We start from the raw sequence: 23,150 nt of genomic DNA on the forward strand, positions 1-23,150 counted from the left end.
CCTAACCCGGTCAGTCGCGCACCCGGGTGAAACGGTGCAGCAGCCAGGCCAAGGGGATGGTCAGGGCCAGCGTCGCGACGTAGAGATACAGCATCGAGCCGGTGTAGACGTGGGCCCGCACCACATAGTCCATCGCGAACTCCATGGTCACCAGGTGGATAAGGAAGATCTCGTAGGAGATCTCGCCCAGCCACACCATGGGCCGGCTGGCCAGCAGCCGCGCATACAACCCCTGGTTACCGAGGGCCAACGGTGCCACCGCCAACACCGCGATCACGGCGTAGAAGCACGTCTTGTACAGCGCCTCCCCCAACGTTGCCGGTGAGGTGGTGGGCGCCCCCGCGATCGGGGTCGAGACTATGAAGTAGCAGATGACCGCCAGCGGTATTGCCACGAACGCATAGCACCGCACACCCATCCGCTGCAGCACCGTCAGCAGCATGCCGCCCAGGAACCAGGCCAGGTAGGTCGGTAGCCACAGCCGGGCGCCGTCGGGAAACCAGTGATCGGTATGCACCAGGACCAGCCATGCCGGGCTGAGCAACGCCATCGCCGCCAGCGCGCCGACAACCAGCCTCGGCTGCCAGCGCCGCCGCGAGACGAGCACCAGCAGCACGTAGGCCAGCAGGGGCAGCACCACGTAGAAGGCCGCCTCCACCGCCAGGCTCCACATCTGGGTCAGGCCCTGATGCAGGTACTTGCCGAGGTAGCCGTCGGTGTAGATCTGCGTCAGGGTGAGATTGCGCACCAGGCCCGTCCACGAGTGCCCGGGATTCGGTCCCGCCTCCCGGAAGTGGTACAGCACATAGGCAATCAGCACGGTGATGACGTAGGCGGGCATGATGCGCCGAACCCGGTGCCAGGCATAGCGACTCAGCGAGGGCGGCGGGCCATCGGTGGCGGCCGATTTGACCCACGGGCGGAACAGCAGGAAGCCGGACAGCACGAAGAAGATCGGAACGCCGATCTCCATCCGCGAGCCGACCAGACCCCAGTACCCGTGGGTGTACTTGCCGGTGGTGTAGGCGGCGTGGGTGCCGACGACCAGGAGGGCGGCGACCGCGCGGATGCCGGTCAGCGACGCGACTCGGTCCACATGGGCGACCTGCTCGAGCCCGCCCTGGGCGTCCCTCTCCTCGGACAGCGTCATCCGGCGCGTTTCTTGCGTGGTTTGGTCTTGCCGGAACCTCGATCCGGCCGCAGGTCGATCAGCACGCCCGAGATACGCGTGCGTTCAAGCTTTTTCACGGTCGCCTTCGGCAATTTGGCCGGAAGCTCCACCAGGGAGAAATCCGGGCCGATCGCGATGTGGCCGAAATCGCTGCGGTGCAGTCCGCCCTCGTTGGCGATGGCGCCAACGATCGCGCCGGGGCCGATCTTGTGACGCTTGCCCACGGAGATGCGATAGGTGGCGAAATCCCGTGTCTGCCGTGGCTTTTCGCGGCGTTCCCGACGCTCCTGACGCTCGCGCCGCTCGGGCGGCGGTTCGGGTGCCATCAGGAACTCCTCGCCGTCGCGCGACTGCAGGGCCAGCGCGGCGGCGATGTCGGCCATCGGGACGTCATGCTCGCGTTCGTAGTCCTCGACCAGCTTGCGGAACAGCTCGATTTCCGGACCGCCGAGGGCGCGGGTGATGGAATCGCCGAATTTCGCTACGCGCTGCGCGTTGACGTCCTCGACGGTGGGCAGCTCGGTCTCGGTGAGCGTTTGGCGCGTTGCCTTTTCGATCGCCTTCAGCAGGTGGCGTTCGCGCGGCGCGACGAACAACAGCGCGGTTCCCGAACGCCCGGCCCTGCCGGTGCGTCCGATGCGGTGCACGTAGGACTCGGTGTCGTGCGGGATGTCGTAGTTGAGCACATGCGATATCCGCTCCACGTCCAACCCGCGCGCCGCCACATCGGTGGCGACCAGGATGTCGATGCCCTTGGGGCCCCCGTCTCGCAACGCGGCTATCGTCCGCTCGCGCTGCCCCTGCGGGATGTCGCCGTTGATGGCGGCCGCGGAAAAGCCTCGGGCGCGCAGCTTTTCGGCCACCTCCTCGGTCGCCTGCTTGGTGCGCACGAAGACGATCATCGCCTCGAACGGCTCCACCTCGAGCACCCGGGTGAGCGCGTCCATTTTGCGTGGCCCGGCCACCTGGATGTAGCGCTGCGAAATGTTCTCGGCCGTAGCGGTTTTCGCTTTGGTGGTGACTTCGAACGGATCGTGAAGGTACTTGGCGGTGAGCTTGCGGATCGGGGCCGGCATGGTCGCCGAAAACAGCGCGACCTGTTTATATTCCGGCGTTTCGGACAGGATGCGCTCGACGTCGTCGGCAAAACCCATGGCGAGCATCTCGTCGGCCTCGTCGAGCACCAGGTAGTCCACCCGCGACAGGTCGAGCGTGCCGCGTTCGAGGTGGTCGATGATGCGGCCTGGCGTTCCCACCACCACGTGCGCGCCGCGCCGCAGTCCGGCCAGTTGCACGCCATAGGACGACCCGCCGTAGATCGACAGCACGTTGATCTTGGGCAGCTGCGCCCCGTAGCGGCTGAACGCCTCGGCCACCTGCAGCGCCAGTTCCCGGGTGGGCGCCAGCACGAGGGCCTGGGTCGCGTTGCTGGTCACGTCGATCTTGGACAGGATCGGGATTGCGAACGCCGCCGTCTTGCCGGTGCCGGTCTGCGCCAGCCCCACCACATCGGAACCGGCCATCAGCGCCGGAATCGTCGCCGCCTGGATGGCGGTCGGTGTCTCGTAGCCGACGTCGGCGATCGCCCGCAAGACGGAGGGATGGATCTGCAGGTCGGCAAACGTCGTAGAAACAGCCTCGGGCGAGCTGTCGGGGAGGGTCATCGTCCCTGAAGTCTAGTGGTGACCGCGAGCTCAGCAGCGCTGAGCGTGGCGGGTCAGCACCAGCCAGCACTGTGGTGACCGCGAGCTCAGCAGCGCTGAGCGTGACGGGTCAGCACCAGATAGCGGCATGTGAGGGCGAGGTCAACCTTGGGCGCGGCATGCCTGCCACACCGTCGAGCCCGATGACGGTACGGTGCGCGATGTGTGGTCGCTACCCTGCCCTGCCGAGCCGCTGTCCGCCCTGTCCGTCGCGGTGCTGCTCGGCGCGGCGTTGACGGGCTGCGGCACGGGCGACTCCACGGTCGCCAAGACCCCGCAGGCAACTACAACCACGCCGGCGGCACCCTCTACCGCACCCGGCCAGGCGCCAGGGGCGGCAGCGTCGCCCGGCGGCGCACCGGCCGACCCGTGCGCGGTCAACCTGGCGTCGTCCACCATCGCGAAGGTGGTCTCCGAGTTGCCTCGCGATCCCCGCAGTCAACAGCCCTGGAGCCCGGAGCCGCTGGCCGGCAACTACAACCAGTGCGCCCAGCTGTCGGCGGTGATCATCAAGGCCAACACCAACGCCATCAACCCCACCACCCGGGCGGTGCTGTTCCATCTCGGTCAGTTCATCCCGCAGGGCGTGCCCGACACCTACGGTTTCAACGGCATCGACGCGGCGCAGACCACCGGCGACACCGTCGCGTTGACCTATCCCGGCGGCATCAACGGCTTGAACACCGACGTGCGATTCCACTGGAACGGCAACGGCGTCGAGCTCATCGGGAACACCCCCGGCCACTAGGCAGATCGCTAGCCCGGCACCGCCGGATTGTCGGTCGCCTCACCTACAGTTGCTGCTGTGTTCGTCACCGGCGACAGCATCGTCTACAGCGCATCGGATCTCGCGGCCGCCGCTCGCTGCGAGTACGCATTGCTGCGCGATTTCGACGCGAAGTTGGGCCGCGGCCCCGCCGTCGTCGTGGAGGACGAGCTGCTCGAACGCACGGCCGCGTTGGGCCAGCGGCACGAGCAACGCGAGCTCGACCGCCTGCGCGCGGAGTTCGACGATGCGGTCGCGATCATCGGCCGTCCGGCCTACACGCTCGAAGGGCTGACCGCCGCGGCCGAGGCGACCCGGCGCGCGATCGCGGACCGCGCCCCGGTGGTGTATCAGGCCGCGATGTTCGACGGCCGCTTCGTGGGATTCGCCGACTTCCTGGTCTCCGACGGCGAGCGATATCGCCTCGTCGACACCAAGCTCGCCCGCTCCCCCAAGGTCACCGCGCTGTTGCAACTGGCCGCCTACGCCGACGCGCTGACCAGCATGGGGGTCTCGGTCGCGCCGGACGCCGAACTGCGGCTGGGCGATGGGTCTGTCGTGCGCTATCGCATATGCGATCTGATCCCCGTCTACCGGTCCCAGCGCGCCCTGCTGCAACGCCTGCTCGACGAGCACTACGCCGCGGGCACCGCGGTGCGCTGGGAAGACGAACGGGTGCGGGCATGCTTTCGTTGCCCGCTGTGCGAAGAACAAGTGCGCGCCACCGACGACCTCCTGTTGGTCGCCGGCATGCGAGTAAGCCAGCGGGACAAGCTCATTGACGCCGGCGTCACCACGGTCGCCGAGCTGGCCGAGCACCGCGGGCCGGTGCTCGACCTGGCGCCCGGCGCGCTGGCCAAGTTGACCGCCCAGGCCAAACTGCAAGTCCTGCAACGCGACACCGGCATACCGCGATTCGAGATCGCCGATCCCCAGCCACTGGCGCTGTTGCCCGAGCCCGACCCCGGCGATCTGTTCTTCGACTTCGAGGGCGATCCGCTGTGGACCACCGACGGGCACGACTGGGGTCTGGAATACCTCTTCGGAGTCCTGGAAGCCGGGCCCACCGGCACGTTCCGGCCGCTGTGGGCGCACACCCGGGTCGACGAACGCAAGGCACTGACCGATTTTCTGGCGATGGTGGCCAAGCGCCGCAAGCGTCGCCCCAACATGCACATCTACCACTACGCGCCGTATGAGAAGACCGCGCTGCTGCGGCTGTCCGGGCGGTACGGAGTCGGCGAGGACGAGGTCGACGAGCTACTGCGCAGCGGGACGTTGGTCGACCTGTATCCATTGGTGCGCAAAAGCATTCGGGTGGGCGCTGAATCGTTTGGCCTGAAGGCGCTGGAGCCCCTCTACATGGGTGCGCAGCTGCGCTCCGGAGATGTCACCACAGCCGCGGATTCGATCACGTCCTATGCCCGGTACTGCGAGCTGCACGACGCCGGCCGCGTCGACGAAGCCGCAACCGTGCTCAAGGAGATCGAGGACTACAACCACTACGACTGCCGGTCGACACAGGAATTGCGCAACTGGCTACTCGTCCGCGCGTGGGAAGCCGGCGTCACACCCGTTGGCGCGCAACCCGTTCCCGACGGCGCCGCCGTCGAAGACCACGACCAGTTGGCGGTGGCTTTGTCGGCATTCGCAGGCGACGCCGCCGTCGGCGACCGCACCCCGGAGCAGACCGCGGTCGCGCTGGTCGCCGCCGCACGCGGCTACCACCGGCGCGAGGACAAGCCGTTCTGGTGGGCGCATTTCGACCGGTTGAACTTCCCGGTCGAGGAGTGGGCGGACAACACCGACGTCTTCGTCGCCGACCACGCGGCGGTGGACGTCGACTGGCACCTGCCCCCTCGCGCGCGAAAACAGCAACGACGAGTCCGGCTGCGCGGCGAGCTCGCACGCGGCGACCTGATGACCAATGTCTTCGCCCTCTACGACGCCCCGGCCCCGCCGGGCATGACCGACAACCCCGACCGACGGGCGGCCGGGCGGGCCGAGGTCGTCGAGGCCGACGATCCCGCGCTGCCCACCGAAGTGGTCATCCTCGAGCGAGTGGGCAATGACGGCAACACCTTTCACCAACTGCCCTTCGCGCTCACCCCCGGCCCACCTGTTCCCACCGTGGCGCTGCGCGAATCGATCGAATCGAGCGCCGCCACGGTGGCCGCCGGGCTGCCGCGACTGCCGCGCACCGCGATGATCGACGTCCTGCTGCGCCGCGCGCCCCGAACCCGCAGCGGCGCCCCGCTTCCGCGTGGCAACGACACCGCCGCCGACATCACCGCGGCGGCGCTGGACTTGGACGCGTCGTACCTCGCGGTCCACGGGCCGCCGGGGACCGGCAAGACGTACACCGCCGCCCAGGTGATCAAGCACTTGGTGACGCACCATTCCTGGCGCGTCGGCGTGGTGGCGCAATCGCACGCCACGGTGGAGAACCTGCTGGACGCCGTGATCGACGCCGGGCTGGAGCCCACCCGGGTCGCCAAGAAGCGCTATGACCGCCACGCCCCGCGCTGGCAGGAGATCGACAGCGGCGGCTATGCGGCCTTCGTCGCCAGCTCCGCGGGATGCGTGATCGGCGGCACCGCATGGGATTTCGCCAATCCCGCTCGGGTCCCCCATGGCGGCCTGGATCTGCTGGTCATCGACGAGGCGGGCCAGTTCTGTTTGGCCAACACCATCGCCGTGGCACCGGCGGCCGCCAACTTGCTGCTCCTCGGCGACCCGCAGCAGCTGCCCCAGGTCAGCGAGGGCACGCATCCGGAGCCGGTCGACACGTCGGCGCTCGATTGGCTGGTCGACGGCCATCGCACGCTGCCCGACGAACGCGGCTACTTCCTGGACCGCTCGTACCGGATGCACCCGGCGGTCTGCGCCGCGGTCTCGGCGCTGTCCTATGAGGGCCGGCTGCATTCCCACGCCGAGCAAACCGCCGCGCGGCGGCTGGAGGGATATCAGCCCGGCGTCCATGTGCTTCCCGTTGCCCACCAAGGAAACTCGATCGAAAGCCGCGAGGAGGCCGACGCGATCCTCGCCGAGATCCAGCGTCTGCTCGGGGCCGCGTGGACCGACGAGCGCGGCACCAGGCCGCTGAGCGCCGCCGATGTGCTGGTGCTCGCGCCGTACAACGCCCAGGTGGCGCTGGTGCGCCGGCGGCTGGCGTCGGCCGGTATGGGAGCGGTCCGGGTCGGAACCGTTGACAAGTTCCAGGGCGGGCAGGCGCCGGTGGTCTTCATCTCGATGACGGCCTCATCCGTCGACGAAGTGCCGCGCGGAATCTCGTTCCTGCTCAACAGGAATCGGCTCAACGTCGCCGTCAGTCGGGCACAGTACGCGGCTGTGATCGTGCGCTCGGAGCAGCTGACCGAGTACCTGCCCGGCACGCCCTCCGGCCTGATCGACTTGGGCGCGTTTCTGGCCCTGACGGGCTAGCGACCGGACGAATGCCGACCGTAGCCGGTGGGGTCGTCGTCCCGATCGGGACGGTAGTGCTGTCGTCGCGGGGCCTCGCCGGCGGACTCGAACGGCCCGGACTCGAATGGCGCAAACTCGGCGACGGGACGGAAGCTGCGTCCGATGTCAGAGCCGTTGTGCGCGAAGCCGATAGGTTGTGCGCGCGGCGCAGCTATCGGCGCCTCCGGCGCGGGCGTGATGCCCGGCTCGCGGCGAAGGATGAACTCGACGTAGTCGTCGTCATCGTCGTCGTAGTCGTGGTCGATGAGGTCCTCATCGGCCAGTGCCGGCGACGCGAAACCGGCCAGGAACAGCGCGGCAACGATCCCGAACAACGCGATGAACGCGGGCAGCAGCAGCGATTGCGACATCGCGGCGGAGAACGGCTCGCGGAGGAAGCCGGGCAGCTGCAGGGTGATGGCACCCTCCGAGGCATCACCGGTGGTTGCCCGCGCGGGCATCTGGGCACTGATCCGCCACGTCATGAATGCGGCCATCGCGGCGCTGCCGAGCACGGCGCCGAGCTGGCGCACCGAGTTGTATACGGCGGAGCCCGCGCCGGCCAGATGCCCCGGCAGGTTGCGCGTCGCGGTGGCGGTCAACGGCGACCACACGAACGCGCTGCCGATGCCGATGACGCCGAACGGCAACAGCAGCCGCCAGATCGGCGTGTCTGGGGTCATCTCGAACACCAGCCACGTCAGCCCGATCGCCACCATCGAAAAGCCGAAGCCGAGCACGGGCCGCGGGTGATATCGGTCGACCATCACGCCCGCGAACGGCGCCAGCACGCCGTTGGCGATCGCCACCGGCGCGATCACCAACGCCGAGCGCGTGGGCGAGAGCCCGCACACCGCCTGCGTGTAGAACATCAGCGGCAGCATCGTGGCCGTCGACGCGAACGCGATGACGGCCGCCCCGGCGTTGCAGAGGCTGAAGTCGCGGTCGGCGAAGATGTCCAGCGGTATCAGCGGCTCGCGCGTGTTGACGGCCTGCCAGTAGACGAAGACCGACATGCATCCGACACCGGCGACGATCGTCGCCCAGATCCACGGTTGCCATCCCGCGGCCTGGCCCTCCTGCAGGCCGAAGACGATCAGGAACATGCCGATCCCGGACAGCGCGACACCGATCAGGTCGAATCGATGCGCCTCGGTCGGCAACGCGGGCACCAGCCACAGCGCCATGCCCAGCCCGATGACCCCGATCGGGACGTTGACGAAGAAAATCCACTCCCACCCCAGGCCGCCGACCAGCACTCCGCCGGCCAGCGGGCCCACCAGCGTGGCGACGCCCGCGGTGGCGCCCCAAAGGCTGACCGCGACACCGCGCCGCTCCGGCGGGAAGATCCGGGTGATCGCCGACAAGGTCTGCGGGGTGAGCACCCCGGCGCCGATGCCCTGCACCACGCGGGCGGTGATCAGCATGGCGACGCTGCCGGACAGCCCGCACCACAGCGACGCCGCCGTGAACAACGCAAGACCGGCCAGGTAGAGGTTTTTGGTGCCGAACCGGTCCCCGAGCCGGCCGGCGACCAGCAACACCACCGCATAACCCAGCAGATAGGCGCTGGTCACCCAGACCACGGAGGCGTACCCGGTATGTAAGTCGGCCATGATGGTCGGGTTGGCGACCGCGACGATGGTCGAGTCGACCATGATCATGAAAAAGCCGATCATCATCGCCCAGAGCGCGTTCCACGGGTTGGCGTTTGACGGGATCGTAAATTTCCAGCCCCCAGTGGGCCTGGCACGACGAGGCCCCGCGCGCCGGGTTTCCCCGGCCCACCTGGGCGACGCCGTGGTCATGCCCTCACCTCGCTTCAGCTCCCGACGATGCTCTCCGGTCTATTCGGGCCCTGCATGCCCGAACTGCTCGACCGGCGTGCCCCATGAGCGGGGTGCTACAACCCTGTATCCAGCGTGCATTATTCCGCGCGAGGCAATTAGCGGCAGCCGCGGATCGAATGCCGGGCGAAAAAGGCGCGCTTTTCGGCCCGGCCCGTGTGCAGCAAAATGCGCGTTAGCCTGAAAGGACGCAATAGGTCAGGGAGTTGGTCTTGAAAAGATCCGAGAGAAGGTCCGAGCGCGGGTTTGCGCCGGATGCGTTGCCCGCCGCGGGGGGCGGTCGGCCCAAGGCATCCGCGCGGGCATTGGCGCAGGTCATCGAGCGTAGCTCCCGGCTCCAGGGCCCGGCCGCGACGGCCTATGTGGCCCGGCTGCGGCGGGCCCACCCCGGTGCCAGCCCGGCCGAGATCGTCGCCAAGCTGGAAAAGCGCTACCTGGCCGCGCTGACGGCCAGCGGCGCGGCGGTGGGTTCCGCCGCCACATTCCCCGGGGTCGGGACGCTGACGGCGATGACCGCCGGAGCCGGCGAAACGGTGTTCTTCCTCGAGGCCACCGCGGTGTTCGTGCTGGCGAACGCCGTGGTGTACGGCATCCCGGCCGACCACCGCGAACGGCGCCGCGCGCTGGTGCTTTCCGTGCTGGTCGGAGACGACAGCAGGCGCGCCATCGGCGAGTTGATCGGACCCGGGCGCACCAACGGTGGCTGGCTGGCGGAGGGCATGGCCACGCTGCCGCTGCCGACGTTGTCGCGGTTGAACACCCGGATGCTCGGATATTTCGTCAAGCGGTACACAGTGCGGCGTGGCGCGCTCATGTTCGGCAAGATGCTGCCGGTCGGCATCGGCGCCGCGGTCGGCGGCGCCGGCAATCGCATGGTGGGCAAGAAGATCGTCCGCAACGCCCGTCAGGCGTTCGGCGCCCCGCCGGCCCGCTGGCCGGCCCCCCTGCGCGTGCTGCCGCCCGTCCACGAAGCCGGCTAGCCGCCAAGCCTGGATGGTCCGTCTGTCGAATTGCCGGGGAAGCGATAGCCTTTATGGGTCGGAAACGTCGAGGAGCGCCGCGGGTGTGAAGTGACGGGTCAACCGAGGTGCGAGAAGTCGCAGGCGCCGCGCAATGCGCTTGCAAAACAAAGGAATTGAGGCGAACAGCGGCCGTGAGCAACATAAGTTCACCATTCGGGCAAAACGAATGGCTGGTCGAGGAAATGTACCGCAAGTTCCGCGACGACCCGTCGTCGGTGGACCCGAGCTGGCATGAGTTCCTGGTCGACTACAACCCCGAGCCCGCCTCCGACACACCCCCGAGCGCCCCGGCCGACGGGCAGGCCGCCCCCGAACCAAAGACCGCTGCGCCAGAAGCCAAGCCGGCTGTGCCAGCAGCCAAGCCCACGCCACCCGCGGGCAATGGCGCCGCCGTGGCCGCGGCACCGGCCAAGGCCCCTACTCCCCCACCGGCCGAGGGCGACGAGTTGCAGGTACTGCGCGGCGCCGCCGCGGCCGTCGTCAAGAACATGTCCGCGTCCTTGGACGTGCCGACGGCGACCAGCGTGCGGGCCGTTCCGGCCAAGCTGATGATCGACAACCGGATCGTCATCAACAACCAGCTCAAGCGCAATCGCGGCGGCAAGATCTCCTTCACCCACTTGCTGGGCTATGCGCTGGTGCAAGCGATCAAGAGTTTCCCGAACATGAATCGCCACTACGCCGAGGTCGACGGCAAGCCCACCGCGGTCACGCCCGCCCACACCAACCTGGGCCTGGCGATCGACCTGCAGGGCAAGGACGGCAAGCGCTCGTTGGTGGTCGCCGGCATCAAGGGTTGCGAAAACATGCGGTTCGCGGAGTTCGTCTCCGCCTACGAGGACATCGTGCGGCGCGCCCGCGACGGCAAGCTCACCGCCGAAGACTTTGCGGGAGTGACGATTTCGTTGACAAACCCCGGCACCATCGGCACGGTGCACTCGGTGCCCCGGCTGATGTCCGGGCAGGGCGCCATCATCGGCGTCGGCGCGATGGAATACCCCGCCGAGTTTCAGGGCGCCAGCGAGGAACGCATCGCCGAGCTGGGTATCGGCAAGCTGATCACGCTGACTTCGACGTATGACCACCGCATCATCCAGGGCGCCGAATCCGGCGACTTCTTGCGCACCATTCACGAGATGCTGCTCTCGGATGCCTTCTGGGACGAGATCTTTCGCGAGCTGAGCATCCCGTATCTGCCGATCCGGTGGAGCACCGACAACCCCGACTCGATCGTCGACAAGAACGCCCGCGTCATGGAGTTGATCGCGGCCTACCGCAACCGCGGGCATCTGATGGCCGACATCGACCCGCTGCGGTTGGACGGCAGCCGGTTCCGCAGCCACCCCGACCTCGAGGTGCTGACCCACGACCTGACGCTGTGGGACCTCGACCGGGTGTTCAAGGTCAACGGCTTCGCCGGGGCCGAGTACAAGAAGCTGCGCGACATCCTGGGCCTGCTGCGCGACGCCTACTGCCGCCACATCGGCGTGGAGTACACCCACATCCTCGAGCCCGAGCAGCAGGCATGGCTCGAAGAGCGGGTCGAGACCAAACACGTCAAACCGACTGTGGCCGAACAGAAATACATCCTGAGCAAGCTCAACGCGGCCGAGGCTTTCGAAACATTCCTGCAGACAAAGTACGTCGGGCAGAAGCGATTCTCGCTGGAGGGCGCCGAAAGCGTGATCCCGATGATGGACGCGGCCATCGACCAGTGCGCCGAGCACGGCCTGGACGAAGTGGTCATCGGGATGCCGCACCGCGGCCGGCTCAACGTGCTGGCCAACATCGTCGGCAAGCCGTACTCGCAGATCTTTTCCGAGTTCGAGGGCAACCTGAACCCGTCGCAGGCGCACGGCTCCGGCGACGTCAAGTACCACCTCGGCGCCACCGGCGTGTACCTACAGATGTTCGGCGACAACGACATTCAGGTGTCGCTGACCGCCAACCCGTCGCACCTGGAGGCCGTCGACCCGGTGCTGGAAGGCCTGGTCCGCGCCAAGGAGGACCTGCTGGACAAGGGCGACAGCGAAGACGGCTTCTCGGTGGTGCCGATGATGCTGCACGGGGACGCCGCCTTCGCCGGCCAGGGCGTGGTCGCCGAGACACTGAACATGGCCCTACTGCCCGGTTATCGCGTGGGCGGCACCATCCACATCATCGTCAACAACCAGATCGGCTTCACGACCGCGCCGGAGTACTCCAGGTCCAGCGAGTACTGCACCGACGTCGCCAAGATGATCGGGGCGCCGATCTTCCACGTCAACGGCGACGACCCCGAGGCGTGCGCCTGGGTGGCGCGGCTGGCCGTGGACTTCCGGCAGAAGTTCAAGAAGGACGTCGTCATCGACATGCTCTGCTACCGGCGGCGCGGCCACAACGAGGGCGACGACCCGTCGATGACCAACCCGATCATGTACGACGTCGTCGACACCAGGCGCGGCGCGCGCAAGAGCTACACCGAGGCCCTGATCGGCCGCGGCGACATCTCGATGAAGGAGGCCGAGGACGCGCTGCGCGACTACCAGGGCCAGCTGGAGCGGGTCTTCAACGAGGTCCGCGATCTGGAGAAGCACGGCGTGCAGCCGAGCGCCTCGGTCGAGGCCGACCAGATCGTCCCCGCGGGGCTGTCCACCGCTGTGGACAAGTCGCTGCTGGCCCGCATCGGCGACGCGTTCCTGGCGGTACCGGAGGGCTTCTCCGTGCACCCGCGCGTGCAGCCGGTGCTCGAGAAGCGCCGCGAGATGGCCTACGAGGGCAAGATCGACTGGGCCTTCGGCGAGCTGCTGGCTTTGGGGTCGCTGGTGGCCGAGGGAAAGCTGGTGCGGCTGTCCGGTCAGGACACCCGGCGGGGCACCTTCTCCCAACGGCATTCGGTGATCATCGATCGCTACACCGGCAAGGAATTCACGCCGTTGCAGCTGCTGGCGACCAACCTCGACGGCAGCCCGACCGGCGGCAAGTTCCTGGTCTACGACTCTCCCCTGTCCGAGTACGCCGCCGTCGGTTTCGAGTACGGCTACACCGTCGGCAACCCCGACGCCGTGGTGCTGTGGGAGGCGCAGTTCGGCGACTTCGTCAACGGCGCGCAGTCGATCATCGACGAGTTCATCAGCTCCGGGGAGGCCAAGTGGGGCCAGTTGTCCAACGTGGTGCTGCTGCTGCCGCACGGCCACGAGGGGCAGGGACCCGACCACACCTCCGCCCGGATCGAACGCTTCCTGCAACTATGGGCGGAGGGTTCGATGACGATCGCGATGCCCTCGACGCCGTCGAACTACTTCCACCTGTTGCGCCGGCACGCGCTCGACGGCATCCAGCGTCCGCTGATCGTGTTCACGCCGAAGTCGATGCTGCGCAACAAGGCCGCGGTCAGCGACATCAAGGACTTCACCGAGATCAAGTTCCGCTCGGTGCTGGAGGAACCCACCTACGAGGACGGCGTCGGCGACCGCGGCAAGGTCCGGCGGATCCTGCTGACCAGCGGGAAGATCTACTACGAGCTGGTCGCGCGCAAGGCCAAGGACAACCGCGACGACGTCGCGATCGTGCGCATCGAGCAGCTGGCGCCGCTGCCGAAACGCCGGCTGGGCGAGACCCTCGACCGCTACCCGAACGCCGGCGAGTTCTTCTGGGTGCAGGAGGAGCCGGCCAACCAGGGCGCCTGGCCGCGGTTCGGCCTGGAGCTGCCCGAGTTGCTGCCGAACAAGCTGACCGGCATCAAGCGCATCTCCCGCCGGGCGATGTCGGCCCCGTCGTCCGGGTCGTCGAAGGTGCATGCCGTCGAGCAGCAGGAGATCATCGACACCGCGTTCGGCTGACCCGTTCGCACCCGAAGAGAGCGATACCCCGGGTACCGGTTAACCTCAACGGGAGCCGACACGAGGAGGTGCTCATGCAGGGATTCGCCGGCAAGGTCGCGGTGGTGACCGGCGCGGGTTCGGGTATTGGGCAGGCGCTGGCCATCGAGCTGGGACGTTCGGGTGCCAAGCTGGCGATCAGCGACGTCGACACCGAGGGACTGGCGCAGACCGAGGAGCAGCTGAAGGCGATCGGCGCGCAGGTCAAATCCGACCGGCTCGACGTGACCGAGCGCGAGGCCTTCGTGGCCTACGCCGAGGCGGTCAACGAGCACTTCGGCAAGGTCAACCAGATCTACAACAACGCCGGCATCGCCTTCACCGGTGACATCGAAATCAGTCAGTTCAAGGACATCGAACGGGTGATGGACGTCGACTTCTGGGGAGTCGTCAACGGCACCAAGGCATTTCTGCCATACGTGATCGCGTCCGGGGACGGCCACGTCGTCAACGTCTCGAGCGTGTTCGGGTTGTTCTCGGTGCCAGGCCAGGCGGCCTACAACGCGGCCAAGTTCGCCGTCCGCGGCTTCACCGAGGCGCTGCGACAGGAGATGATCCTGGCTCGCCACCCGGTGGCGGTGACGACGGTGCACCCCGGCGGCATCAAGACCGCGATCGCGCGCAACGCCACCGCGGCCGAGGGCCTCGACCGCGACGACCTGGCCAAGCTGTTCGACAAGCGGCTGGCCCGGACCAGCCCGGAACGCGCGGCGAAGATCATCCTCGACGCGGTCCGCAAGAAGAAGGCCCGGGTGCTCGTCGGCACGGATGCCAAGCTCCTGGACGTCATGGTGCGGGTCGCGGGCCCGTACTACCAGCAGGTCTTCGGGCCCGTCCTGGGCCGGTTGATGCCGCCCAAGCGCTGACGCTCAGCGGCCCAGCGGGTGTTCGGCCAACCACCCGCCGGCCACCGCACGCGGGTCGGCGCCGCCGTCCACCTGCCGGCGCATGTCGGCCAGGGCCGCGGTGTCCAGCACGCCGGCCACTTCGTTGATCGCGAGCAATTGCCGGTCTTTGAGCGCGTTGCGGCGATACAACGGCACCACGTTCTCGGCCTGGATCAGTGCGGGCTTGCGGTCGGCCAGCGCGACGAGGTCGCCGGGAATGGCCGGGTCGGCGGTGGTGGTCCATCCCGCGGTCAGCTGCCCGGCCCGCACCGCGGCGAACATCGTTGTGTCATCCGGGAATTCGCGTGGCGCCGGAAGCCGGCACGTGCCGACCGACGTGGGCGCATGGCGGCGGGCGACGATGCCAATACTCAGCCCGTCGCAGTGCTTAGCCAGTGCGCTCAGGTCCGCGCTGAGATCGGTTCCGGCCCAAGCCTTCGCGGTGGATTGACTCACCAGCAGCACGGGTTTGTCCTCGGCGGCGGTGGTGTAGTCGCCGGCCAAGACGCCCTCGGGCAACGCCGCGATCATCGCTCGGTAGACGGCCGCGTCGGAGAGCACCGCCGCGCCTGGCTGCAGGGTCCGCAGCACCTCACCGGTCAACGCGGGGACGATCGTGACCGCGCCGGAGTCCAGTCGCGCCATCGGGTCGTCGGCGGTCTCGGTTCGCGCGCCGAAGCCGTAGGAATGCAAGGCGGCGGCGTAGACGGCGGCCAGCAGCACCGACTGGGAGTCGCGGCCGGATCCGACCACCAACTCCGGCGCGGGGCGGTGGTCCTGGTTGTGGGTCGCGCAGCCGGCCGCCCAGAGAACCACAGCGAGTGCGGCGGCGATCAGCGGCGCCACCGGCCGGCTAGTTCTCACCCCGGGCTGTCAGCGGCGGTGGCCACCGCGGCCGAAACCGCCTCCCCGACACGCAGATCCAGCGGACTCGGGACGATCCGGTCGGGCGCCAGGTCGTCGCTGACCACCGAGAAGATCGCCTCGGCCGCGGCGATCTTCATGCTCTCGGTGATCCGGCGAGCGCCGGCGTCCAGCGCGCCGCGGAACAGGCCGGGGAAGGCCAGCACGTTGTTGATCTGGTTGGGGAAGTCGCTGCGGCCGGTGGCCACCACCGCCGCGTACCTGGCGGCGACGTCGGGGTGAATTTCCGGGTCGGGATTCGACAGCGCGAACACGATCCCGCCGGGCGCCATGGTGGCGATCAGTTCCTCGGGAACCACACCCGCGGACAGCCCGAGGAACACGTCGGCCCCGTCGAGCGCTTCGACCATGCCGCCGGTGAGACCGTCGGGATTGGTGCATCGCGCCAGATCGGCCTTGACGACGTTCATGTCGTCGCGGCCGGTGTGCAGGATGCCGCGCGAGTCGAGCACTGTGATGTCCGAAACCCCCGTTGCGAGAAGAAGTTTCGAGCAGGCCACGCCGGCCGCCCCCGCGCCCGATACCACCACGCGCAGGGTCGACATGTCGCGGCCCAGCACCTTGCTGGCGCCCATCAGCGCCGCGAGCACGACGATCGCCGTGCCGTGTTGGTCGTCGTGCATCACCGGGCAATCCAGCGCTTCCACGGCGCGGCGTTCGATCTCGAAGCAGCGGGGCGCGGAGATGTCCTCCAGGTTCACCGCGCCGAACGTCGGGCGCAGTCGCACCAGGGTGTCGATGATCTCGTCGGGGTCCTTGGTGTCCAGCACGATCGGGATCGCGTCCAGCCCGGCGAACTCCTTGAACAGCCCGCATTTGCCTTCCATCACCGGCAGCGACGCGGCCGGTCCGATGTCACCGAGGCCCAGTACCGCGCTGCCGTCGCTGACAACGGCCACCAGTCGGCTCGCCCACGTGTAGCGCGACGCCAGGGTGTGGTCGGCGGCGATCGCACGACTGACTTGCGCGACGCCCGGAGTGTAGGCGATCGACAGCGCGCGCTGCGTGTCCAACGGAGTCGTCAGGCCTACGGAAAGCTTGCCGCCTACATGTGCCTCGAAGATGTCCGCGTCGGTGATGACGCCGTCCTCGGAGCGAGTCTGTATCGATTCAAGCAATTCGGACACGGGCCCAGGGTACTGACTACCCGTTAGTAGGCCTAATTGGGATCCGGGTCAGATCAAACCAAGCTCGGTGACCGCCTTGCGCTCGTCGACCAGTTCGGCAGTGGTCTTGTCGATACGGCTTTGAGAGAACTCGTCGATCTCGAGGCCCTGCACGATCGACCAGTCGCCGTCTTTGGTGGTCACCGGGAAGGACGACACGATGCCCTCGGGCACGCCGTAGGCGCCGTCGGAGAAGACCGCCATGGAGACCCAGTCACCGTCCGGGCTGCCCAACAGCCAGGACCGGGCGGCGTCGACGGTCGCCGACGCGGCCGAGGCCGCCGACGAGGCTCCGCGGGCGTCGATGATCGCCGCGCCGCGCTTGGCGACGGTGGGTATGAAGTCGTTCTCGATCCAGTTCTGGTCGTTGACGACCTCGGCGGCGTTCTTGCCATTGACCTCGGCGTGGAAGATGTCGGGATACTGGGTGGCCGAGTGGTTGCCCCAGATGGTCATCTTCTTGATGTCCGTGACGGCCGCGCCGGTCTTCTTGGCCAGCTGCGAGATCGCGCGGTTGTGGTCGAGGCGGGTCAGCGCGGAGAAGCGCTCCTTCGGGATGTCGGGTGCGTTGCTGAGCGCGATCAGCGCGTTGGTGTTGGCCGGGTTGCCGGTGACGCCGATGCGGACGTCGTCGGCGGCAACCGAGTTGAGCGCCTTGCCCTGCGCGGTGAAGATCGCGCCGTTGGCCTCCAGCAGGTCGCTGCGCTCCATGCCCGGTCCGCGCGGACGCGCGCCGACGAGCAGCGCCAGGTTCACGCCGTCGAAGATCTTGTTCGGGTCCGCGCCGATTTCGACGCCCGCCAGCAGTGGGAACGCGCAGTCGTCGAGTTCCATCACGACACCCTCGAGCGCCTTGAGCGCCGGCTCGATTTCGAGCAGCCGCAGCTCGATCGGGCGCTCGGGCCCCAGCAGCGAACCGCTGGCCAGGCGGAACAACAGGCTGTAGCCGATCTGGCCGGCGGCGCCGGTGACGGCGACCTTCAGAGGACTTGCACTCACTTCTGGTACTCCTATGGAGAAAGTCGGTTTGTAGGTATTTCGGTCCGCGTCGAAACTAGCGCACCCCCGCGCGGCGGCAGTCATGCACCCGCGGCTGCCAGGCACTTTTCCCGCCTTGTCTTCCTGCCTTGTCGTGCCCGGACGCGTAGCATTGACCACCGCTCGCCCAGGCCTGCGCAGTGATTGGAGGTTGAGGTGTTCCAGGGATTCGACGCGTTGCCGGAAGCGCTGAGACCGATCGCGAAGCCGCGACCGACACCGCAGCACGCGCACCCCGAGCCCCGGCCCGCCGAGCCCCTGGTCGACTGCGGCGTCTACGTCGAAGGGCACCGGATAGCGGGCAAGTACAGCTACACCGCCGCGCTGGACAAGGTCCGCGAAATCGAAGTCACCGGCCAGTCGGCGTTCGTCTGGATCGGGCTGTATGAGCCCGACCAGACCCACATGCAGGAGATCGCCGACGTTTTCGGGCTGCACCCGTTGGCGGTCGAGGACGCGGTGTGTGCCCAGCAGCGACCCAAGCTGGAGCGATACGACGACACGATGTTCCTGGTCTTGAAGACGGTCAACTACGTGCCGCACGACTCGGTGGTGCTGGCGCGCGAGATCGTCGAAACCGGCGAGGTGATGATCTTCGTCGGCAAGAACTTCGTGATCACCGTCCGCCACGGCGAGCACGGCGGCTTGTCGGACGTGCGCAAGCGATTGGATGCCGAGCCCGAGCATCTGCAGTTGGGTCCCTTCGCGGTGATGCACGCCATCGCCGACCACGTCGTGGATCACTATCTCGAGGTGACCGCGCTGATGGAGACCGACATCGACAGCATCGAGGTCGTCGCGTTCGCCCCGGGCAGCAAGCTCGATGTCGAGCCGATCTATCTGCTCAAACGGGAGGTCGTCGAGCTGCGCCGGTCCGTGAACCCGCTGTCCGCCGCGTTCCAGCGCATGCAGACCGAGGGTAAGGACCTGATCTCGAAGGAAGTCCGGCGCTACATGCGCGACGTCATCGACCACCAGACCGCGGCCGCGGATCAGATCGCCAGCTACGACGACATGCTCAACTCGCTGGTGCAGGCGGCGTTGGCCCGGGTCGGCATGCAGCAGAACAACGACATGCGCAAGATGGCCGCCTGGGCCGGTATTTTGGCGGTGCCCACGATGGTCGCCGCGATCTACGGGATGAATTTTCATTTCATGCCCGAGCTGAACTGGACGTGGGGTTATCCGGCCATCATGGCCTTGATGATCGTCTCCTGCCTGGTCCTGTACTTCCAATTCCGCAGGAACAACTGGCTTTAGCTGCTTAGTGCCCCGCACCACTGCGTCGAGTGTGTTTACAGGGCTGCGAGTGTGCGTCCAGGTCGCCGTGGGCGCACACTCGATGAAGCGTTTCGGCGATCAGTTGGGTTGTGCCGCAGGGCGATTCGGATCCAGCACATTCACGCCGTCGTTCTGCCAGGCCTGCCGCATGGCCTCGGCGCCTTTGAGCCGCACCCAGGCCGCTTCGGTCGCGGTGATGGGGGTCGCCGACAAGAAGTTGACCGGGTCACGCGGCGGCTCCAGCGACAGATCCGGAATGTCGCTGCGGCCCAACAACACCGCGGTGAACGGCGCGCGCCCCGAGGGTCGCGCCCACAGCGGCGAGCCCAGGTCGATCAGCGCGTCGGCGGCCAGTATCACGCCGTCGACGGCGGGCGTCGCAGCAAGGATGGCCAGGCTGCGGGCGATGCCGGTGACCGGACCGGGATCTTGCAGCCGCAGCACGATCTCGGCGCGTGGGCCACGCAGTTGGTCGACGAGGATTTCGGTCGGGTCGCCCATCGGGTGGCGTGAACAGCCCAGCGACACATAGTGCATCAATCCGTCGCCCCGGAACCGCAACACCTCGATGGTTTCGGTGCCCAGAAAAGTCACGCTCGCCGTATCGGGCTCGGACTCGATCCCGGCTTCGGCGAAGTAGCGGCGCAGGTGCGCGCGCACGTGGTCCAGATGCTGTGTCACTCGGGTGGGATGGTCAGGTTGACCCCGGAGTCCGCATCGAAGAGCGCGAGTTTGGTGGTGTCGAACGCCAACTCGATCGAACGCCCGACGGCCGCCTTCGACTCCGCGGGAACCCTTGCCACGAACTGGTTTTCGTGCACTTCGCCCTGCGCCTCCAGCTCGTCCAGCTGAGCCGCGTGCACGGCCGGGCCCGTGGTGGTGAAGTACAGGTACTTGTCGGCGCCCAGCGATTCGACCAAGTCGACCTTGACCTCGAAGGTCAGCGCCCGGATGCGTTGGTAGGCGTCGATCAGCGCGGCATCGGCCAGATGCTCGGGTCGCACCCCGACGATGACGTTCTCCGGCGTCGGGTGCCCTGCGATCACCTCCAAGACCTCCGGCGCCAGCATGACCTCGCCGAAGGGCAGGGTCAGTCCCGTCGGCGTCAGGGTGGCGGGGAAGAAGTTCATCGCCGGCGAGCCGATGAAACCCGCGACGAACAGATTGGCCGGGCGCTCGTAGAGCTCGTCGGGGGTGCCGATCTGCTGGGCGACACCGCCGTGCATCACCACCACGCGGTCTCCCAGCGTCATCGCCTCCGTCTGGTCGTGGGTGACGTAGACCGTGGTGGTGCCCAGCTTGCGCTGCAGTCGGGCGATCTCGCCGCGCATCTGCACCCGCAGCTTTGCGTCCAGGTTGGACAGCGGCTCGTCCATCAGGAAAGCCTTGGGATGGCGCACAATTGCCCGGCCCATCGCGACGCGCTGCCGTTGCCCACCCGACAACTGGGACGGCTTGCGGTCCAGGAGGTCGGTCAGGTCAAGGATTTTGGCGGTCTCGGAGACCTTCCGCGCGATCTCGGGCTTCTTCATCTTCGCCAGCGTCAGCGGGAAGGCGATGTTCTGCCGCACGGTCATGTGCGGGTAGAGCGCATAGGATTGGAACACCATTGCGATGTCGCGGTCCTTGGGCGCTTTTTCGTTCACCCGCTCGCCGTCGATGCGCAACTCGCCCGACGAGATATCCTCAAGCCCGGCAATCATATTCAGCGTCGTCGTCTTGCCGCAGCCCGAAGGCCCGACCAGAATCAGGAATTCGCCGTCGGCGATGGTGACGTTCAGGTCCTGAACCGCTATTGCCCCGTCGGCGTACGTCTTGTTCACGTGCTCCAGCACAATCTCGGCCATCGCGCTATCCCTTCACAGCGCCAGAGGTCAACCCGGCGACAATCCGTCGTTGGAAGATTAGAACAAAGACGATGATCGGGATCGTGATCACGACGGCGCCTGCCGCGATCGATCCGGTCGGTTCCTCGAACTGTGAACTGCCGCCGAAGTTCACGATCGCCACCGGCGCGGTGATCGCCGCCTTGGTGGCGGTCAGCGACAGCGCCAGCAGCAGGTCGTTCCACGCGAAGATGAACACCAGGATCGCCGCGGTCACCAGCCCGGGCGCCGCCAGCGGGACGATGACCTTGCGGAAAGCCTGCCCCGGCGTCGCGCCGTCCATCTTGGCCGCCTTCTCGAGATCCCAGGGCACCTCCCGGAAGAACGCCGACAGCGTGTAAATGGCAAGGGGCAACGCGAAAGTGATGTAGGGCAGGATCAGCCCCGGCCAGGTGTCGAACAGGCCGAGGAAGCGCTCGATGTTGAACAACGGCGTCACCAAGGAGATCGCCGGGAACATGGTGATCAACAGCGCGGCGCCGACGAGCGCGCGCTTGCCGGGAAAGTTCAACCGGGCAATCGCGTAGGCCGCCATCGCACCCAGCACGACCGCGATCATGGTGGTGATCAATCCGATCCCGATGGAGTTGATCAGTGCCGAACTGAAGAAGTCGCCCCGGAAGATGCCGCGGTAGTTGGCCAACGTCACCGACGACGGAATCAGCTTGCCGTCCTTGACCGTTGACGTCGGTTTGAGCGACAGGCCGAGAATCCACAGCACCGGAAGCAGCGCGTACACCACCACGACCGTGTCGACGACCGCCCACACGGCGGTGCGGCGCCTATCCATCGACGCCACCGCCCGGTGCCGCGGCGCCGAAGACCTTGATATAGACGAGCGCGATGACGCCCACGCAAATGAAGATCAGCACGCTGATCGCCGAGCCGATGCCCACGTTGAAGCCTTTGAAGAGGTTGTCGTAGCCCAGGATTGACACCGACCCGGTGTTGTTGGCGCCGTTGGTCAACACGTAGATGTTGTCGAAAATGCGGAATGCGTCCAGCGTCCGGAATAGCAGCGCCACCACGACCGCGGGCTTGATGATCGGCAGGGTGATCCTGGTCAGTCGCCGCCACGCGCCCGCGCCGTCGACCTGGGCCGCCTTCAGCAGATCCTCGGGTACCAGGGCCAGGCCGGCCAGCAACAGCAGCGATAGGAACGGCGTGGTCTTCCAGACCTCGGCAATGACGACGATGCCCAGCGACAGGATGCGCTCGGTCAGCGGCGCACTACCCTGCGGCAGCAGGTTGGCCAGATATCCGGTGCCCGGCGTCCAGGCGTAGTACCAGCTGTACGACGCGACCACCGTGACGATGCCGTACGGGATGAGCACCGCGGTGCGCACCACGCCCTTGCCGACCAGCGTGCGGTGCATCACCAGCGCCAGCGCCAGGCCCAGCACGAACTCGATCGACACGGACACCACCGTGATCGCGAGCGTCACGGCGAGCGCCGTCCACCAGTACCGGTCGCTCAAGATCGTTTGGTAGTTGCCCAGGCCGATGAACGCGGTGTCGTTGGGGGTGGCCAGGTTGTTGCGCTGCAGGCTCAGCCAGATCGCGTAGCCGATCGGATAGGCGGTCACCGCAACCATCAGCACCGTCGCGGGTGCGACGAGCATGAACGCCAGTCGCCGTTCCGAGGTCGCGACAGGAGGGGTCACGGCAGCAGCCCCTTCCCGTCGATGGCCTTCTGCACCTGGGCGGTGAGCCGGTCGGCCGTGGCGTCCGGGTCGATCTCGGTGATGGGGCTCAGCGTCGACGCGAGCCGGATGGCCACGGCCTGGTAGGCCGGCGTCGCCGGGCGGACCGCGGCATCGGTGAGCTGCTGGCGAATGACGGTGTACATCGGGTACTTGGCCTGGAACTGCGGATCGGAGTACAGCGAGGTCCGCACGGCGGGCAGGCCGCCCGCGATTGCGACGTACTTCTGGCTCTGCAGGCTGCGCAGGCAGCGGACGGCTTCGAACGCCTCGGCGCGGTGACGGGTGGTGCTGGCCACCGCCAGGTTGAGCCCGCCGATCGTCACCCGGGCCGGCCGGCCCGGCGCGACGCCGGGGTAGGGCGCGAAACCGAACACCTTCTGGCTGGCGTCGTAGGCGATGCGGAATTGCTCATCGTTGGGCACGAACGC

At 67.4% G+C, this 23,150-nt stretch carries 16 protein-coding genes and 1 pseudogene; 6 read left to right on the plus strand and 11 right to left on the minus strand.

Annotated elements, in window-relative coordinates; genetic code table 11:
- Positions 1–10 precede the first annotated feature (10 nt).
- Positions 11–1,150 carry an acyltransferase gene (locus A5736_RS06710; protein ID WP_076123759.1) on the minus strand — a complete coding sequence of 380 codons (1,140 nt, stop codon included), beginning with the start codon at positions 1,148–1,150 and terminating at the stop codon, positions 11–13.
- Entirely contained in the window at positions 1,147–2,835 is a 1,689-nt protein-coding gene (locus tag A5736_RS06715; protein ID WP_076245226.1) for a DEAD/DEAH box helicase, read from the minus strand. The genes A5736_RS06710 and A5736_RS06715 overlap by 4 nt, the downstream gene beginning before the upstream one ends.
- A 193-nt stretch (positions 2,836–3,028) precedes the next feature.
- On the opposite strand from A5736_RS06715, the gene A5736_RS06720 reads away from it, so the two are divergent.
- Positions 3,029–3,622, plus strand: coding sequence for an LppP/LprE family lipoprotein (locus A5736_RS06720; protein WP_076245227.1), 594 nt, complete (start codon positions 3,029–3,031; stop codon positions 3,620–3,622).
- A gap of 57 nt (positions 3,623–3,679) precedes the next feature.
- Positions 3,680–7,084 (plus strand): TM0106 family RecB-like putative nuclease, encoded by a 3,405-nt coding sequence (locus A5736_RS06725; RefSeq protein ID WP_076245229.1) that lies wholly within the window; start codon positions 3,680–3,682, stop codon positions 7,082–7,084.
- On the opposite strand, the gene A5736_RS06730 is transcribed toward A5736_RS06725, so the two are convergent.
- The gene (locus A5736_RS06730; RefSeq protein WP_076245230.1) at positions 7,081–8,913 is read right to left on the minus strand and encodes a DHA2 family efflux MFS transporter permease subunit; all 1,833 of its coding nucleotides are present in this window, start codon (positions 8,911–8,913) and stop codon (positions 7,081–7,083) included. The two genes, A5736_RS06725 and A5736_RS06730, sit on opposite strands and share 4 nt — an antisense overlap.
- A 251-nt stretch (positions 8,914–9,164) precedes the next feature.
- Between A5736_RS06730 and A5736_RS06735 the strand changes: the two genes are divergently transcribed.
- The 3 genes from A5736_RS06735 to A5736_RS06745 all read left to right on the plus strand — a co-directional run bounded on the left by A5736_RS06735 (position 9,165) and on the right by A5736_RS06745 (position 14,700).
- The gene (locus A5736_RS06735; protein WP_369805050.1) at positions 9,165–9,932 is read left to right on the plus strand and encodes a hypothetical protein; all 768 of its coding nucleotides are present in this window, start codon (positions 9,165–9,167) and stop codon (positions 9,930–9,932) included.
- A gap of 173 nt (positions 9,933–10,105) precedes the next feature.
- Positions 10,106–13,795, plus strand: a complete 3,690-nt coding sequence (locus A5736_RS06740) for a multifunctional oxoglutarate decarboxylase/oxoglutarate dehydrogenase thiamine pyrophosphate-binding subunit/dihydrolipoyllysine-residue succinyltransferase subunit (RefSeq protein ID WP_076123747.1) — start codon at positions 10,106–10,108, stop codon at positions 13,793–13,795.
- A 74-nt stretch (positions 13,796–13,869) separates the two neighbouring features.
- Positions 13,870–14,700 (plus strand): SDR family oxidoreductase, encoded by an 831-nt coding sequence (locus A5736_RS06745; RefSeq protein WP_076245232.1) that lies wholly within the window; start codon positions 13,870–13,872, stop codon positions 14,698–14,700.
- A 3-nt stretch (positions 14,701–14,703) separates the two neighbouring features.
- On the opposite strand, the gene A5736_RS06750 is transcribed toward A5736_RS06745, so the two are convergent.
- Genes A5736_RS06750 through A5736_RS06760 form a run of 3 tightly spaced genes read right to left on the minus strand, consistent with a single transcriptional unit; the run spans position 14,704 to position 17,810 of the window.
- The gene (locus A5736_RS06750; RefSeq protein ID WP_076245233.1) at positions 14,704–15,585 is read right to left on the minus strand and encodes a glycine betaine ABC transporter substrate-binding protein; all 882 of its coding nucleotides are present in this window, start codon (positions 15,583–15,585) and stop codon (positions 14,704–14,706) included.
- Positions 15,582–16,772, minus strand: a complete 1,191-nt coding sequence (locus A5736_RS06755; protein ID WP_076245235.1) for an NADP-dependent malic enzyme — start codon at positions 16,770–16,772, stop codon at positions 15,582–15,584. The genes A5736_RS06750 and A5736_RS06755 overlap by 4 nt, the downstream gene beginning before the upstream one ends.
- A 48-nt stretch (positions 16,773–16,820) precedes the next feature.
- Positions 16,821–17,810, minus strand: a complete 990-nt coding sequence (locus tag A5736_RS06760) for a malate dehydrogenase (RefSeq protein WP_076123740.1) — start codon at positions 17,808–17,810, stop codon at positions 16,821–16,823.
- A gap of 195 nt (positions 17,811–18,005) precedes the next feature.
- On the opposite strand from A5736_RS06760, the gene corA reads away from it, so the two are divergent.
- Positions 18,006–19,109, plus strand: a complete 1,104-nt coding sequence (gene corA / locus A5736_RS06765) for a magnesium/cobalt transporter CorA (protein WP_076123798.1) — start codon at positions 18,006–18,008, stop codon at positions 19,107–19,109.
- A 99-nt stretch (positions 19,110–19,208) separates the two neighbouring features.
- Here the strand turns inward: corA and A5736_RS06770 are convergent, their stop codons facing one another.
- The 5 genes and pseudogenes from A5736_RS06770 to A5736_RS06790 form a co-directional block, all read right to left on the minus strand.
- Positions 19,209–19,811: a suppressor of fused domain protein gene (locus A5736_RS06770; RefSeq protein ID WP_076245236.1), complete on the minus strand. Its 603-nt coding sequence runs from the start codon at positions 19,809–19,811 to the stop codon at positions 19,209–19,211.
- On the minus strand, positions 19,808–20,977 hold the full coding sequence (locus tag A5736_RS06775) for an ABC transporter ATP-binding protein (RefSeq protein WP_076245238.1): 1,170 nt from the start codon (positions 20,975–20,977) through the stop codon (positions 19,808–19,810). The genes A5736_RS06770 and A5736_RS06775 overlap by 4 nt, the downstream gene beginning before the upstream one ends.
- A gap of 4 nt (positions 20,978–20,981) precedes the next feature.
- Entirely contained in the window at positions 20,982–21,806 is an 825-nt protein-coding gene (locus A5736_RS06780) for a carbohydrate ABC transporter permease (protein ID WP_076245245.1), read from the minus strand.
- A complete protein-coding gene (locus tag A5736_RS06785) occupies positions 21,799–22,638 on the minus strand; it encodes a carbohydrate ABC transporter permease (protein ID WP_076245247.1) in 840 nt (279 codons plus the stop codon). Before A5736_RS06785 ends, A5736_RS06780 begins: the two co-directional genes overlap by 8 nt.
- A 38-nt stretch (positions 22,639–22,676) precedes the next feature.
- Positions 22,677–23,150, minus strand: a pseudogene (locus A5736_RS06790) (ABC transporter substrate-binding protein); the annotation flags it as partial.

This window comes from Mycobacterium sp. SP-6446 (assembly GCF_001954045.1).
GTDB lineage: Bacteria > Actinomycetota > Actinomycetes > Mycobacteriales > Mycobacteriaceae > Mycobacterium.